The 14,770-nt window shown below is 72.1% G+C and carries 12 protein-coding genes; 9 read left to right on the forward strand and 3 right to left on the reverse strand.

From position 1 onward, the window contains the following. Window positions 1–438: 438 nt before the first annotated feature. From IAG44_RS35630 to IAG44_RS35640, 3 genes are all read right to left on the reverse strand, one after another. On the reverse strand, window positions 439–1,311 hold the full coding sequence (locus IAG44_RS35630; protein ID WP_187751190.1) for an ABC transporter permease: 873 nt from the start codon (window positions 1,309–1,311) through the stop codon (window positions 439–441). Further along, entirely contained in the window at window positions 1,301–2,269 is a 969-nt protein-coding gene (locus IAG44_RS35635; protein ID WP_187752989.1) for an ABC transporter permease, read from the reverse strand. The genes IAG44_RS35630 and IAG44_RS35635 overlap by 11 nt, the downstream gene beginning before the upstream one ends. Before the next feature lie 83 nt (window positions 2,270–2,352). Continuing rightward, on the reverse strand, window positions 2,353–3,927 hold the full coding sequence (locus IAG44_RS35640; RefSeq protein ID WP_187751191.1) for an ABC transporter substrate-binding protein: 1,575 nt from the start codon (window positions 3,925–3,927) through the stop codon (window positions 2,353–2,355). Between the two features lie 153 nt (window positions 3,928–4,080). Between IAG44_RS35640 and IAG44_RS35645 the strand changes: the two genes are divergently transcribed. From IAG44_RS35645 to IAG44_RS35685, 9 genes are all read left to right on the forward strand, one after another. Next, entirely contained in the window at window positions 4,081–4,770 is a 690-nt protein-coding gene (locus IAG44_RS35645; RefSeq protein ID WP_187751192.1) for a M24 family metallopeptidase, read from the forward strand. 31 nt (window positions 4,771–4,801) lie between these two features. Then, entirely contained in the window at window positions 4,802–5,122 is a 321-nt protein-coding gene (locus IAG44_RS35650) for a hypothetical protein (RefSeq protein ID WP_187751193.1), read from the forward strand. A gap of 5 nt (window positions 5,123–5,127) precedes the next feature. After that, window positions 5,128–6,150, forward strand: coding sequence for an enoyl-CoA hydratase/isomerase family protein (locus tag IAG44_RS35655; protein WP_425508491.1), 1,023 nt, complete (start codon window positions 5,128–5,130; stop codon window positions 6,148–6,150). Between the two features lie 160 nt (window positions 6,151–6,310). Next, the gene (locus tag IAG44_RS35660) at window positions 6,311–7,441 is read left to right on the forward strand and encodes a LacI family DNA-binding transcriptional regulator (protein WP_425508492.1); all 1,131 of its coding nucleotides are present in this window, start codon (window positions 6,311–6,313) and stop codon (window positions 7,439–7,441) included. A gap of 182 nt (window positions 7,442–7,623) precedes the next feature. Continuing rightward, window positions 7,624–9,000 (forward strand): ABC transporter substrate-binding protein, encoded by a 1,377-nt coding sequence (locus IAG44_RS35665; RefSeq protein WP_187751194.1) that lies wholly within the window; start codon window positions 7,624–7,626, stop codon window positions 8,998–9,000. A 1-nt stretch (window position 9,001) separates the two neighbouring features. After that, entirely contained in the window at window positions 9,002–9,880 is an 879-nt protein-coding gene (locus IAG44_RS35670; protein WP_187751195.1) for a carbohydrate ABC transporter permease, read from the forward strand. Beyond that, window positions 9,877–10,788, forward strand: a complete 912-nt coding sequence (locus tag IAG44_RS35675; protein ID WP_187751196.1) for a carbohydrate ABC transporter permease — start codon at window positions 9,877–9,879, stop codon at window positions 10,786–10,788. The genes IAG44_RS35670 and IAG44_RS35675 overlap by 4 nt, the downstream gene beginning before the upstream one ends. A gap of 44 nt (window positions 10,789–10,832) precedes the next feature. Further along, window positions 10,833–12,953 (forward strand): beta-galactosidase, encoded by a 2,121-nt coding sequence (locus IAG44_RS35680; protein ID WP_187751197.1) that lies wholly within the window; start codon window positions 10,833–10,835, stop codon window positions 12,951–12,953. Continuing rightward, the gene (locus IAG44_RS35685) at window positions 12,947–14,722 is read left to right on the forward strand and encodes an RICIN domain-containing protein (RefSeq protein ID WP_187751198.1); all 1,776 of its coding nucleotides are present in this window, start codon (window positions 12,947–12,949) and stop codon (window positions 14,720–14,722) included. Before IAG44_RS35680 ends, IAG44_RS35685 begins: the two co-directional genes overlap by 7 nt. The last annotated feature ends 48 nt before the right edge of the window (window positions 14,723–14,770 follow it).

A 14,770-nucleotide genomic window follows, 5' to 3' on the forward strand; every position in this document is an offset into this window, starting at 1 on the left:
CGGGGTGAGGCAGGGAGGGGTGAGGCGGGGCGGGGCGGGGCGGTTCGGCTGTGCGGGCTCTCGGCGGGCCGTCCGAGGCGGCGAGGTCCGTGCGGGTGCACGACTCGGGGGTGTGCCGCTCCCCGACGGGGCCCATGCCGCCGGCCTCGGCCCGTCCGGTCGCTCCTTGGCGGGCTCCCGCACCACTGCTCCCGTCCGGTGCGGTGGGCTCCAGACCGGTCCCCGGGCCACCGGTACCGTCCGCCGCGGCCGTTTCTCGGTCGGCTTCTGCGCGAGTGCTCCTGGCCGGCGTGGCGGTTTCTCGGTGGTCCCTCGCGTGAATGCTCCCGTCCAGTGCGGCCGTCTCTCGGCCGGCCCCCGCGCAAGTCCTCCCGCCCGGCGTCGCCGCCCCTCGGCGGACCCCCGTGCTCCCGGCCCCCGTACCTCCACCCCACCCCCTCACAGCATCAGCTCCGATCTCCGGCGTGGATTGATCCGCTCGCGCCAAGCCCCCGCCGCCCCCGCGATCGCGAGGGTGGGGAGGATGAGGAGGAGGCCGGGGAAGAGGGTGGGCCACCACTGGCCGGCGAGGAGGGAGCCGCGGGCGGACTGGACGAGGCCGCCGAGGCTGGCGAGGTGGGAGGGGAGGCCGAGGCCGAGGAAGGAGAGGGCGGACTCGTGCCACATGGCGTGGGGGACCATGAGGACGGCGGCGAGGCCGGCTTGGGGGAGGACCGCGGGGAGCAGGTGGCGCATGGTGACGCGGCGGCGGGACGCGCCGGCGGAGATCGCCGCGTCGACGAAGGGGCGTCCGCGCAGGGAGAGGACTTCCGCGCGGACGATGCGGGCCGTGGACAGCCAGTGCGTGGCCCCCACCGACACGATCACCGGCCACACCCCGGGCCGGAACATGGCGACGAGGAAGATCCCGAGGAGGAGGTGCGGCACGGACGACACCGTGTCCACCACCCGCATGACCGCCCGGTCCACCCACCCCCCGAACGCCCCGGCGAGCGCCCCGACGGCCGTGCCGAGCACGGTCGCGGTGAGCGCGGCGGCGAGCCCGACGAGCAGCGACACCCGCAGCCCGTACACGCAGCGCAGCAGGAGGTCCCGCCCGAGGTCGTCGGTGCCGAAGGGATGGGCCCAGCTCGGCGGCAGCAGCTTGGACGACAGGTCGACGGCCTGCTGGTCGAGTTGGACGAGCGGCGGCACCAGCAGCACCGCAAGTGCCGTCAGGATCAGCACGGTCGCCGAGACCCGCACCCGAACCGCCCGTGTGGAGCGCCGGTTCGGCCCGTAGGACCGCCGGCTTCCGGTCTCACATGTCACGGAATCCCACCCTCGGGTCGAAGAGGCCGTACAGCAGGTCTGCGAGGAGGTTCCCGGCGAGGACGGCGGCCGTGGCGAGCGTGGCCAGCGCCGCGAGGAGCGGGAAGTCGACGGATGTGGCGGCCTCGACGGTCGCCGCCGCGATCCCCGGCCAGCTGAACACGGTCTCCACCAGCAGCGCCCCGGTGATGAGTTCGGGCACCCGGGAGCCGACCAGCGTCAGCACCGGCAGCAGCCCCGACCGCAGGGCGTGCCCGAGCAGCACCGTCCGCTCGCTCAGCCCCCGCGCGCGGGCACCTCGCACGTGGTCCTCCATGAGCGCGTCCCCGACACCTTGGCGGACGTACAGGGTGAACCAGGGGAGCTGGGACACCGCGAGCACCCCGGCGGGCAGCGCGAGATGCCGGACGACCTGCCCCGCCGTCACCGTCTCGCTCGCCGTGTCGGTCAGGCCCCCGGCGGGCAGCACGCCCCACTGGAGCGCGAACAGCCAGACGACGAGCAGCGCGACCCAGAAGACGGGCGCCGCCTCCAGCGCGTACGACAGCGAGGTGACCGCGCGGTCGAGGAGGGAACCGGGACGCCGGGCGGCCAGAACTCCCAGCACGGTCCCGGCGGTCACCGCGACGACGAACGCCGCCGCGCACAACAGGCTGGACCACACGACGCGTTCGCCGATGACCTGCGCGACCGGCGCCCGCAGCACGCTCGACTGTCCGAGGTCCCCGCCGAGCGCCGACGTCAGCCACTCCCACCAGCGGACCGTGAACGGCCGGTCCACGCCCAGGTTCTCCCGCAGCTCGGCCAGCGTCCGCGCGTCCGCGCCGAGCGCCGCCGTCCCCGCGTACGCCTTCACCGGGTCGAAGGGCGAGGCGGCGGCGATCGCGAACACGCCGAAGGTGACGACGAGCAGGACGGGCACGGCGAGCAGCAGCCGGCGCGCGGCGAGCCGGCCCATCTCGGCCCAGGGGAGCCGCCGGGCCGAACGCCCTCGCGGGGCGGGTGACGTGGTCAACCGGCCCTCGGACACGTGGGGTTCGCTCACTTCTTCGGCCGCCACGCTTCGAGGTTCCACCACGGTCCGCTCGCGAACCCGTGCTCGTGCGGCTCGACTTGGGTGGTCAGGCCCTCCCAGCGGTCGGCGAGGACGTACACGTGGTCGATGTGCGTGAGGAAGGTGGAGCCTGGGTTGTCGACGAGCGCGCGCTGGACGGTGTCGTACGCCGCCTTGCGGGCCGCCCGGTCCTTGCCGCGCCGGCCCGCGTCGAGGGCCCGGTCGACCGTCGGGTTCGTGTAGCGGCCCATGTTGTTCCAGCCGTCGCCGGCCAGCGAGGAGTGCAGCATCGTGTAGAGGCCGAAGTCCGGGTCGCCGGTGCTGCCGAAGCCCGCGAGGACGGCGTCGTCGCCGATGCGCGGCTCGATCACCTCCCAGGTCGCGCTCTGCGCCCTGACCTCGATGCCGGCCTTCTTCGCGTCGGAGGCGTAGGCGAGGGCGTGGTCCTGGCGGACCTTGTCGCCGGCCGGGTACAGGAGGGTGAAGGAGGCGCGGCGGCCGTCCTTCGCGCGGATCCCGCCGTCCCCGGCCCGCCAGCCGGCCCGGTCGAGGATCCGGCCCGCCTCCGCGAGGTCCTGCTTGCGCTCGATGCCCTTCGTGAACCAGGGGTCGTCGACCGGCAGCGGGCCGTACGCCGGGCTGCCGGCGCCGTCCAGGATCTTCGCGACCATCGCGTCCCGGTCCACGGCCCGGTCGAGCGCTCGCCGGATCGCGGTGTCCCCGGTGACCGGGTTGTCCGTCGGGAGGGTCACCAGGCGGACGTCGTACGTCTTCGCGTCGTAGCGCTTGCGGCTGCCGTCCCGCGCGAACGCGGCGGCGAGGTTCGGGGGCAGGGTCGCGCCGTCGAGGTCGCCGGAGCGCAGGCGGGTCGCGCGGACGTCGTCGTCCTGGACGATCGCCATCGTCACCTTCTTCACCCGCGGGGCGCCGCCCCAGTAGTCGGGGTTCGCCTTGAAGGTGAGGCGTTCGCCCTTGCGCCAGTCGGTGAGGACGTAGGGGCCGGTGCCGACCGGATGCGTGTTGAACGAGCCGGTGTTGGGGTCCTGGCCGCCCGCCGCGTGCTTCGGGACGATGGGCAGGATCGTGCGCGCGGCGAACGCGGCGTAGGGGTACTTGAGGGTGAAGACGACCTTGTCGCCGTCCGCCTTCACGCCCCGGAGCGCGTCGAGTTGGCTGCGGGAGGCGTTGTTGGTCTTCGGGTCGAGGATCGTCTCGTACGTGAACACCACGTCGGCGGCGGTGAGTTGCTTGCCGTCGCTGAACTTCACACCCTCGCGCAGGGTGTACGTGTAGGTCAGGCCGTCGGCGCTGATCTCGGGGAGCGCCTTGGCGAGGGCGGGTCTGAGGGCGAGGTCCGCGTCGTGGGCGAGGAGGCCGTCGAAGATCTTCGAGTTGCCGTCGCTGCCGTAGCCGAGCAGGGGGCTCAGGGTGTCCGGTTCGGAGGGCACGCCGATGACGACCGAGTCGGCCGTGCCCGCCGTGCTCTCGGTCGGGGCTGAGCAGGCGGCCGTGGCGGTGAGCAGCGCCGCCGCGAGGGCGGTGGCGCGTATACGGGGGGTCATCGGGCTCCTCGGTAGCCGTTTTGTTGCTGGTGCTGCGTTGTTGCATATGAGTTGCAGATGAGGGGTACCCAGGTCAAGTGGCGGTCAAGCGGGCGGATCGCGACGCGCTGAACGCCGTTGCGCTCGGCGATCTTCGAGGGTTAGGTTCGGGCCATGTCGGACGACGAACCCACGCGCGCGGCACGGCTGTTGAGCGCGCAGGCCAAGGCGGAGCGGCTGTTCGCCGAGATCTCCCGGCGCGGGCTGATCGCCTCCGGGGCGGGCGAGCGCGCGGTCAGTGACAGCATCCGTGACCTCGCCAACGAGCTGTTCGGCACCACGAAGCACTGGCACAAGCGGATCGTGCGCTCCGGGCCCAACACGCTGAAGCCGTACCGTGAGAACCCGCCGGACCGGGTGATCGGCGCCGACGACATCGTCTTCGCCGACTTCGGGCCCATCTTCGAGGAGTACGAGGCGGACTTCGGGCGCACGTTCGTCCTCGGTGACGACCCCGTCAAACACCGGCTGCGCGACGATCTGCCCACGGTGTTCGCCGCGGGGCGCCGCTACTTCGAGGCCACCCCCGACGTCACCGGCGCGCAGCTCCACGCCGAGATCGCCCGCCTCGCCGCCGACGCCGGCTGGGAGCTGGGCGGCTGGCACGCCGGGCATCTCGTCGGCGAGTTCCCCCACGAGTGGATCGACGGCGCCGACGTCGAGTCCTACATCGCCCCCGCCAACACCACACCCCTGCGCCGCACCGACCGCGCCGGACGCCGCTGCCACTGGATCCTCGAGATCCATCTCATCGACACCGCCCGCGAGTTCGGCGGCTTCCACGAGGAACTGCTCACCCTGTGAGACCCGTTCGCACCGACGTAGGCCCGCTCCCATGTCGGCCGTCCTCCCGTACCTGATCCTCCTCGCCGGCGGCGCGATCAGCGCCGCCCTGGTCTCCCACGAAGAGGCGTTCCGCACCACCTCCTACTCGGCCCGCATCGAGATGACCACCGAGTCCGACCGCACGGCCCTCATCCCGACGCCGGACCGGTGGCGGGTGCGGTGGGGGAGGGGGCGGAGGCGAAGGTCGCCGGGGCGGGGTGGTGCGTCGAGGTCGGGGCGGGGGAAGATCTTCGGTGAAAGTGTGGTGGCTTCGGGAAGGGAGCGGCGGCTCATGTGCGGCAGGGTGACCCCGGGATCGGTGGTTCGGTGAGCGGGGTGCGGTGGTACAGGGAGGGGCGGGTCGGCAGGGTTGTGCTGGATCGGCCCAAGGCGCTCAACGCCATCAATCACGCGATGGTCCGCGCTGTCGACGAGGCGTTGAGCGCGTGGGAGGGGGATGCGGGGATCGAGGCCGTCGTCGTCAGCGGGGCGGGGGAGCGGGGGCTGTGCGCGGGGGGTGATATCCGGGCCGTGCACGATGACGCGCGGGACGGGGACGGGCGGGCGTCGGCCGCGTTCTGGCGGGACGAGTACCGGCTGAACGCGAGGATCGCGCGGTACCCGAAGCCGTACGTCGCCGTCATGGACGGGATCGTTATGGGCGGGGGCGTCGGGATCTCGGCCCACGGGGACGTCCGGATCGTCACCGAGCGGTCGCGGATCGCCATGCCGGAGACGGGCATCGGGTTCGTTCCGGACGTCGGCGGCACGTACCTGCTGACGCGCGCGCCCGGCGAACTGGGCACCCATCTCGCGCTGACGGGCGCTCAGATCGGCGCCGGGGACGCCGTGTTGTGCGGTCTCGCCGACCACTACGTCCCGTCGTCCGCGCTGCCCGCCCTGCTGGACGACCTCGCCGCCCTCCCGCTGCGCGACGCCCTCGCCCGGCACGAACAGCCCGTCCCCGCAGGGGAGTTGGCAGCCGAGCGGCACTGGATCGACGCCTGCTACCGCGCTGGCACGGTCGAGGAGATCGTCGACCGGCTCGCCGCGTACGGCGACCCGCGCGCCAAGGACGCCGCAGAGACGCTGCTCACCCGGTCGCCGACGTCCCTGAAGGTCACCCTGGCCGCCCTGCGCCGGGCCCGGACCGGCACGCTGGAGGAGGTGCTGGACCAGGAGTTCCGGGTGTCCTGCCACGCGCTGACCACCCATGACCTCGTCGAGGGCGTGCGCGCGCAGATCATCGACAAGGACCGGCGGCCGAGGTGGGTGCCGGGAACCCTCGCGGAGGTGCCGGAGGCGGAGGTGGCGCGGTTCTTCGCGCCGCTGGGGGAGCGGGAGTTGGGGCTCGGCTGAGCTGAGGCGCCAGGCTGCGGCTCCCACCCTCGATTGTCGTCCGGACTATTGACGCCGCCCTTCTGACTGCGTAGACATGACAGCGCAGACATGACTACGCAGTCAGGTCGCCCCGTATCTGGGATCATGGACACGACGTGACGGTCGACCGGGAGGTGCTGTGACACGAGGGACCGGGCGCAACGCCGGGGGCACGGCGCCGCGCAGTGTGGACGTGGCACGGATCGCCGGGGTGTCGCAGAAGACGGTGTCGAGGGTCTTCAACGACGAGCCGTACGTGTCGGCGGACGTCCGCCGACGGGTACTGGACGCGGCGGAACAACTCGGCTACCGCCGGAACAACGCCGCACGGGCGCTCGCGTCGGGACGGACGCGGTCGATCGGGGTCGTGACGCTGGGGACGGCGCTGTACGGACCCGCGTCGCTGCTGATGGGCGTCGAGAAGGTCGTCCGCGACACGGGGTACGCGCTCCGGGTCGTCAACACCGTGGAGGGCGACCCGGCGGGCATCGCCGGCGCCGTCAACTCGCTGCTCGACCAGGGCGTGGACGGCATCGTCGTCTCCGAGCCGATCGACGAGCCCGGCAGCATCTCCCGCAGCGTGGACGTACCGGTGCTGGTGATCGGCGCGCCCTCGCCGGTCCTGTCGCCGACGGTGCTCTCCGCCGGGGACGGCGCCGACCTGATGGCCCGCACGGCGACCGAACACCTCCTGGACCTGGGCCATGTGACGGTCCATCACCTCGCGGGCCCCCAGCGCTGGTTCGCCGCCCGGGACCGACTCGCGGGCTGGCGCGCGGTGTTGACCGAGCGGGGCAGACACCTCCCGCCGGTCGTCGAGGGCGACTGGTCGGCGGCCTCGGGCTACCGGGCGGGCCGGGAACTGGCCCGACTCCCCGACCTGACCGCCGTGTTCGCCGCGAACGACGACATGGCGATCGGCCTGATCCGCGCGCTGACGGAAGCGGGCCTGCGGGTCCCGCAGGACGTGAGCGTCGTCGGGTTCGACGACATCCCGGTCGCCGCCTACGTCACACCCCCGCTCACCACGGTCCGCCAGCCCTTCGACGCCGTGGCCCAGGAGGGCCTGAAGAGACTCGTCCACGTCATCGAGAACCCCGACGACGACCCCCTCCCGGCGAGCCAGCCCCCCGTCGACCTCGTCGTCCGCGCCTCGACGGGCCCGGCGCCCGCCCGGCGCCACGAGAACCCCGCCCCGCGCGGAACCGCCCCCGCACCCCCCGACCACACCCCCGCCCCGGCCGACGGAGGTGCCCCCGCCCACGACTGACCCGCACCCCCGCGCCTGAGCGCCCCCACCGCGCCGCGCACCTTCCGCAGAGCCGCGTACGTCCTTCATGCCGCCTCGCGCCGAGGCGTGCCCCGGGGTCGGCCCGACCCCCCTTTCCTCACGGTGGACGCCTCCCCCCTCGGCGTCCCCGCACCCCTCTTCGCTTCCGGCGGGAGTCCACCATGCCCTCGAACACGTCCCCTTCCATGAGCCGCCGTCTCTTCCTCACGGCGACCGGCGCCCTCTCCCTGGGCGCCGCCCTGACCGCGTGCGGCGGCGACTCGGGGAAGTCCCAGTCGGCGACCCAGCCGGTGAGCCAGGCCGACATCGACAAGGCGATGAAGACGCCGACCGAGCTGACGTTCTGGACGTGGGTCCCGAATATCGCCAAGGAGATCGCCCTCTTCGAGAAGAAGTACCCGGCGGTGAAGGTGAAGGTCGTCAACGCCGGCCAGGGCACCCCCCAGTACACCAAGCTGCGCACGGCGCTGAAGGCCGGCAGCGGCGCCCCCGACCTGGTCCAGATGGAGTACCAGGCGATCCCCACGTTCACCATCACCAACAGCCTTCTCGACCTGCGCCCTTACGGCGCCGACGCCCTCAAGTCCCGGTTCGTGGAGTGGACGTGGGGCCAGGTCACCGGCACCGGCGGCGAGGTGTGGGCGATCCCCCAGGACACCGGCCCGATGGGCATGCTGTACCGCAAGGACATCTTCGACAAGCACGGCATCCAAGTGCCCACGACCTGGGACGAGTTCGCGGCGGCCGCCCGCAAGCTGCACCGGGCCGACCCGGACGTCTACCTCACCAACCTCGCCGCGAACCAACCCGCCGCCTGGCACGGCCTGTTGTGGCAGGCGGGCGCGAAACCGTACGTCAGCCCGAGCCGGAGCGACATCACGATCAGCGTCGACGACGCCGTCTCCAAGAAGCTCGGCGCCTACTGGGGCGGCCTCGCGAAGGAGGGCGTGATCGGCGTCGAACCCGACTTCACCGACGGCTGGTACGCGGCCCTCAACAAGGGCACGTACGCGACCTGGCTGACGGCGGCCTGGGCGCCCGCGTTCCTCTCCGGCTCCGCGAAGGACACCGCCGGGAACTGGCGCGCCGCCCCGCTGCCGCAGTGGGACGCCGCGAAACCGTCGTCCGGGAACTGGGGCGGCTCCACCACCGCCGTCATCCGGGGCACCGGGAACGCCGTGCAGGCGGCCGTGTTCGCGCAGTTCCTCAACAGCGACCCGGCGACCACGAGGATGTTCACCACCGAGCAGTTTTTCTTCCCGGCGACCAAGGCCCTGCTCGCCGACCCGGCGTTCACCGGGGACGCGCCCGCGTTCTACGGCGGCCAGAAGGTCAACGAGGTGTTCGCGGGCATCAGTTCGACCGTCGACGCCGACTTCCAGTGGCCCCCGTTCCTCGACCAGGCCGCCACCGACTGGACGGAGACCGTCGGCAAGTCCCTCGCCGGGCACGCCGACACCGTCTCGGCGCTGGGCAGTTGGCAGTCACGGCTCACGTCCTACGCCAAGGGCCAGGGCTTCACGGTCAAGGGGAGCTGAGATGGCCGCCCCACGTCGCACCAGGTCGGCGGGGCCGCTCTTCGTCGCCCCCTTCATGATCCTGTTCCTCCTCCTCTTCCTCACCCCCCTCGGCTACGCCGCCTACCTCAGCCTCTTCCAGGAACGCCTGATCGGCGGCACCGCCTTCGTCGGCCTCGACAACTACGTCCAGGCCCTCGGCGACTCCCAACTCCTGCACGGCGTCGGGCGGGTGGCGCTCTTCTTCGTCCTCCAGGTGCCGGTCATGCTGGCCCTCGCCGTGCTGTTCGCGCTCGCCCTGGACAGCGGCCTGCTGCGGCTCGCGCGGGTCATCCGGCTCGGCGTCTTCGTGCCGTACGCCGTCCCCAGCGTCGTCGCGGCGCTGATGTGGGGCTACCTGTACGGCCCGGACTTCGGCCCGTTCGCCCAGTTCGCCCGTGAACTGAGCCTGCCCGTACCGGACTTCCTCAGCGACACGTGGATGCTGGGCAGCCTTGCGAACATCGTGACCTGGGAGTTCACCGGCTACAACATGATCATCCTGTACGCGGCGCTGCGCACCGTCCCGACGGAGCTGTACGAGGCCGCCGCGATGGACGGCGCGGGCGCCTGGCGGATCGCCTGGTCCGTCAAACTCCCCGCGCTGCGGCCCGCGTTGCTGCTGTGCCTGCTGTTCTCGGTGATCGGCAGCTTCCAGCTCTTCAACGAACCCAACCTGCTGACGAAGATCGCCCCGGACGTCATCACCAGCGACTACACCGCCAACCTGTACGCCTACTCCCTCGCGTTCACCGGCCAGCAGGTCAACTACGCGGCGACGGTGTCGTTCCTCCTCGGCCTCGTGATCGTGATCGCCTCCTACGCCGTCCTGCTGACCGCGAACCGCAGGAGGACCCCGTGACGACGACCCTGGACCGGCCAACGGCCTTACGCGACACGCCCGTTCGCAAGGAGCGGCGCCCCCGCCGCAGCACCCCCCTCACCATCGCGATGCTCGCGGCCCTCGCCTACTTCCTGCTTCCCCTGCTGTGGCTGCTGATCGCCTCCACCAAGTCCGCCCACGACCTGATCGACAGCTTCGGCCTCTGGTTCTCCGACGCCCCGCAACTCCTCACCAACGTCAAGGACACGTTCACCCAGGACGACGGCGTCTTCCTCACCTGGCTGCTCAACACCCTCCTGTACGCGGGCGTCAGCGCGGTCGGCGCGGCGGTCCTGGCCGCCGCCGGCGGCTACGGCTTCGCCAAGTTCCGTTTCCGGGGCGACCGAGCCGCCTTCAACCTCGTCCTCGGCGCGGTGATGGTGCCGACGACGGCGCTGGCGATCCCGACCTACCTGCTGTTCGCCGAGGCGGGCCTCGTCAACACCCCGTGGGCGGTCATCCTGCCGTCGCTGGTCAACCCGTTCGGCCTGTACCTGATGCGGATCTACGCGGCCGACGCGATCCCGGACAGCCTCCTGGAGGCGGCCCGGATCGACGGCGCGGGCGAGGTGCGGATCTTCTTCCGGATCGCGCTCCGACTGCTCGGGCCCGGCCTGGTCACCGTCCTGCTGTTCACCCTCGTCGCAACCTGGAACAACTACTTCCTGCCGCTGATCATGCTGAACGACCCCGACCTCTACCCGGTCACCGTCGGCCTGTCGTCCTGGGCCGCGCAGGCGCAGAACGGCGGCGCGGGCGCGAGCAGCGACATGCTCGCGCTGGTCGTGACCGGCTCCCTGCTGTCCATCCTCCCCCTCGTCGTGGCCTTCCTCCTGCTCCAGCGGTACTGGCAGAGCGGCCTCGCGGCGGGCGGCGTCAAACAGTAACCACCCCCCGTTCACGGCAACCCCCTTTGTCCGGAGGTCATTTCATGGCGGAGTATCCCGCCCGCGTCCTGTTCGGCGCCGCCTACTACCACGAGTACCAGCCCTACGACCTCACCGAGGACCGCCTCAAGACCGACCTCGACCTCATGGCCGAGGCGAAGTTCACGGTGATCCGCGTCGGCGAGTCCGTCTGGTCGACCTGGGAGCCCGAGAACGGCGTCTTCGACCTCGACTGGCTCCAACCGGTCCTGGACGGCGCCCACGAACGCGGCATCGCCGTCGTCCTCGGCACCCCCACCTACGCCGTCCCCCCGTGGCTGGCCCGCCAGTACCCCGAGATCGCCGGCGAACGCCGCACGGGCGAGCGCATCGGCTGGGGCGCCCGGCAGGAAGTCGACTTCACCCACCCGGCGTTCCGCTTCCACGCCGAGCGGATCATCCGCCGCATCACCGCCCGCTACGCGAGCCACCCGGCCGTCATCGGCTTCCAGGTCGACAACGAACCCGGCAACGAACTCCTGCACAACCGGGGCGTGTTCGAGCGCTTCACCGACCATCTGCGGCTGAAGTACGGCGACGTCGAGACCCTGAACCGTGAGTGGGGCCTCGTCTACTGGTCGCACCGCCTGTCCACCTGGGCCGACCTGTGGACCCCCGACGGCAACGCGCAGCCCCAGTACGACGTCGCCTGGCGGGAGTTCCAGGCCCGCCAGGTCACCGAGTTCATCGGCTGGCAGGCCGACATCGTCCGCGAGTACGCGCGCCCCGAACAGTTCGTCACCACCTGTATCTCCTACACCCGCCCGGCGGTCGAGGACGACGAGCTGACCGACCGCCTCGACATCGCCGCCGGCAACCCCTACTACGCGATGCAGGACGGCCTGCGCCTGCCCGACCCCGCCGACCACCACCAGAAGTGGCAGACGACCGGCGTCCGGGCCCTCTACCAGACCGCCGACTGGATGTTCTCCTCACGCCAGGCGCCGTTCCTCGTCACCGAGACCAACGCCTCCTCGATCGGCTTCCCCTGGGACAACCGCCCCGCCTACGACGGCCAGTGGCGCCAGGCCGCCTGGGCGCTGGTCGCCCGGGGCGCCCGCATGATCGAGTACTGGCACTGGCACACCCTGCACTTCGGCGCCGAGACCTACTGGGGCGGCGTCCTGCCGCACACCGGCAAACCCGGCCGCACCTACGCCGAACTCGCCCGCCTCGGCGAGGAGTTCGACACGGCCGGCGACCTCGTCGTGGGCCTCACGCCCGACGCCGACCTCACGATCGTCTACTCGACGCCCAGCAAGTGGCTGATGCAGAAGTACCCGCCGCTCGCCACGCCCGACGGCGAACCCGACCCGGCCGCCTACCACGGCATCCTCGACCCCTTCTACCAGGGCGCGTTCGACGCCGGCCGGCAGGTGCGCATCGTCCACGCACGCCAGTTGCACGACCCCGACGGCGAACGCCCCGGACCCACCCCGCGGGAGGCGGCCCGGCAGCACCCGGTGCTCGTCGTGCCCGCCCTCTACCTCGCCGCCGACTCCACCCTGGACTGGCTCGCCGCGTACGCCGAGGCGGGCGGCCACCTCGTCCTCGGCCCCCGCACCGGCTACGCCGACGAGGAGGCCCGCGCCCGCACCGACCGCGCGCCCGCGAAGCTCGCGGAGGCCGCCGGGGTGTCCTACGACGAGTTCAGCAACCTCCTCGCCGAGGTGCCCGTCACCCCCGGCGGGCCGCTCGGGATCCCGGCGGGCGCGACGGCGACACGCTGGGCGGACGGGCTGACGGTGGACGGCGCCGACATCCTCGCCGGGTACGAGCACCCGCACTTCGGCCGCTGGCCGGCCATCACCACCCGGCGGCACGGCGCGGGCCGGGTCACCTGCGTGGGCACCGTCCCCGGACGGGAGCTGGCGCGCGCCCTCGCCGAATGGCTGGCGCCCGAACCCCGGCACGGATGGGGCGAGTTGCCCGCGTCGATCACGGTGACGAGCGGGACGGCACCGGACGGGCGGCGCGTGTACGTCGTCCACAACTGGGCCTGGGAGCCGGTGAGCCTGTCGGCGCCGGCCGGGCTGACGGACGTGCTCAGCGGCCAAGCCCTGGGCGAGACGGCCGAGTTGGGCGCATGGGACGTGCGCGTGTTCGTGGAGGGAAAGACATGCTGAAGAGACTCGGCGTCCTGAGCGCCGCGACCGCCCTGCTGGCGATACCGGCGGCAACCGCCCACGCCTACAACCCGACCGGCGGCATCCTGTACCAACTCGGGTCCGAGCCTTGCCTGAAGGGGCGGGGGAACTGTGCGATCTACCCCAAGTCGGCCCAGTTGCCGAGCGGTCGGCTGGTCGCGGCGTTCGAGAAGTCCACGGTCGTGCCGGCGTCCGGCAGCGCCGACGGGCAGACCATCCCGGTCTACAAGAGCGACGACCACGGCACGAGCTGGCAGCCGCTGTCCGAGGTGAAGGCCCCGGCCTACCTCGGCAACTACCCGAAGTACACCAGCAATTGGACCAACCCGTACCTGTACGTCCTGCCGCAGGACGTGGGCGCGCTGCGGCGCGGCACGCTGCTGATGGCGACGGTCGTCTCCGGCGACGACGCGTACTACAAGGAGCACAAGGCCGCCGACCCCGCCTGGACGCCGTCCAACGACGGTGACCGCAGCGACCTGGCGATCGCCCTGTACGCGAGTAATGACGGCGGCGTGAGCTGGCGGGTCGTCAACATCGTAGCCACGGGCGGCTGGCAGGGCGGGAGCGCGGGCGCGGTCGGGCAGAACGTCGCCGCCGCGAACACGACCCGCCAGGTCGATCCGCTGTGGGAGCCGTACCTGATGGTGTATCAGGGCAAGCTGGTCTGCTTCTACTCCGACGAGAACGACCACACCGGCTTCGACCCCGCCACCGGCGTCCCCGTCCTCGACCCGGCCAACGACACCGGCCCGGACTCGCACGGCCAGATCCTCGCCCACCGTACGTGGGACGGGCGTTCGGCGGCGTGGAGCAAGCCGGTCGTCGACATCGCCGGCCTCACCGGCGCCGGGGGCATCGGCGGCGGGCGCCCCGGCATGACCAACGTCGTCCCGACGACCGACGGCAAGTGGCTGCTGACGTACGAGTACTGGGGCGGCGGCGCCAACACCCGCTACCGGATCGCGAACAGCCCGCTGGAGTTCTTCAAGGGCTCGCCCGTCGGCGAGGGCGTCGACTCCCTTCCCGTGGACGCCGGTTCGCGACCCCTCGCGATGGGCGGCAGCCCGGTGCTGATCCGCCTCCAGGACGGCCGGCTCGTCTACAACGCGGCGGGCAGCGGGAGCGTCTGGGTCAACGCGAGCGGGCGCAGCGGCGGCGTCTGGAAGGAGTACCAGACCACACTGGGCCCCGGTTACAGCCGCAACCTCCAGTACGACGCCGTCACCGGGCGCGTCGTGATCCTGCGCAACCAGGGCACGTCGACGCTCGCCTACGCCGAGGTCGACCTCGGCCGCTCGGCCGGCGCCTACCACCGGCTGACGAACCGCAGGACCGGCCAGGTCATCGGCACCGGCGGCAGGACCAACGACGCGAACCTCGGCAACGGAGACGTCCCCGACGTCCGCCTCGAAACCCCCGGCGCCACCAGCGACCCGGACACCCAGTACTGGCACGTCGTGACGGCCCCGCAGGGCGGGGCGACCCTGTTGAACCGCTCCGGCGGGCGCGCGGCGGCGATCTGGACCGGCAACGCGACCGAGGGCCAGCGGATCGGGCAGTGGGTGGACGACAGCCCGCGCGGCACCTGGAACCTGGTGGACGCCGGAAACGGCTACTACCGCCTTCAGTCCGCCAAGAACCCGGAGCTGTACCTGACCGGCGCCACGCCCGGCGCCCCGCTGACCCTGCAGAAGTCCGCCACCGACGGCTCCCAGGAGTGGAGGCTCACCGACCGCAGAAACTGACCGGGACGCGAGGTGACAAAGTCGGTGCGCACCTCGCGGCACGGCACG

The organism is Streptomyces roseirectus (genome assembly GCF_014489635.1).
GTDB classification, from domain to species: domain Bacteria; phylum Actinomycetota; class Actinomycetes; order Streptomycetales; family Streptomycetaceae; genus Streptomyces; species Streptomyces roseirectus.